This is a genomic window from Campylobacter sp. IFREMER_LSEM_CL2151, assembly GCF_025771725.1.
GTDB lineage: Bacteria > Campylobacterota > Campylobacteria > Campylobacterales > Campylobacteraceae > Campylobacter_D > Campylobacter_D lari_C.
In genome coordinates, this window is the sequence record NZ_JAKMQT010000020.1 from 1 (window position 1) to 1,156 (window position 1,156).

The following is a 1,156-nucleotide window of genomic DNA, read 5'->3' on the forward strand; positions in this document are numbered from 1 at the left end:
AAAATCAAAGAAAGAGTTAAGGCCTGTTTGGATTTTTTTGAGTGGGGATAAGTTGTAATTAATCATAAATCTTATAATCACAAGAGCTATTATTAAGCTTATGGTTCCTATGATGATCTGTTTTATCAAGGCATTATTTACAGGATCTTTATAAATTTTTTCATCCGCTATTACACAGACATTATATCCTGTTGAAGACTCTTGACAAATTACTGCTTTACGAGGTGCATTACCATCATTAATTAGCATAGGTTTGCTAGATAGTTTTCCTTCTTTACCTTCAGGAGTTGCAAGGTAAGCTTTTACTATGCTTTCACTTAAATTATCTTTTGTTAATAACGCTTTAGAATTTTCATTAAAAAGTATAGTTCCTTCATCATCCAAAACTACAGTATAGCCACTTTGAGATCTTCCCATTGATAAAACATTATCTGAAAAAGTATTTAAATCATAATTTCCACCAACTGCACCTATAAATTTTCCATTTACAACTATAGGATATGAAAAAGATAAAGAAGGGGCTTTTAAACTAGGGGCGATATAAGGTTTTGATATCACCACTTTATCTTCTCCAGAAGCAACGCTTGTATACCAAGTTCTAGTTCTTGGATCATAGCCATCAGAAGGCATTTGGTGATTTCCATTTGATCTAATCATCGCACCATTGTTAGCAAGACCAACATATAAAACATCAAAACGACTTGATTCTTTTGCGATTTTAACCATAGTATAAATTTCTTCTAAACTTGCATTAGGATTTTTTTGAATTTCAGATGCAACAGCTTTTATTGCGTCACTTCTTGAAGCAGTATAATCATCAAAATTCTTTAAAACATCTTGCATGGTTTTAACTTGTATATCATTAATAAGTTTTTGCACATCATGTTTTACTTCAGCATAATTAAATGCATTTGCTATAAATAAAATAGCTATAATTGCTAAAAACACAAAAAAAGTTAATTTCCCTGTTAAACTTTTTGAAATTTTTCCCATCTAAATCATCCTTTTTTATAGATTACATAATTTAAGGGAAAAATTATCTTATATTATTTTTAATAAAAAAATATTTTATTTAAATGCAAAAAAATTATTATTTAACAAAAACTTATTTGAAAGTAAAAAAGCAATCAAAACTTACCGCAGGCAAAGTAGATTA

The 1,156-nt window shown here is 28.5% G+C and carries 1 protein-coding gene; it reads right to left on the reverse strand.

All coding sequences use genetic code 11. From position 1 onward, the window contains the following. The coding region (locus L8V82_RS07700; protein WP_263724548.1) for a cache domain-containing protein at positions 1–993 on the reverse strand (993 nt) is incomplete at its 3' end. Between the last annotated feature and the right edge of the window lie 163 nt (positions 994–1,156).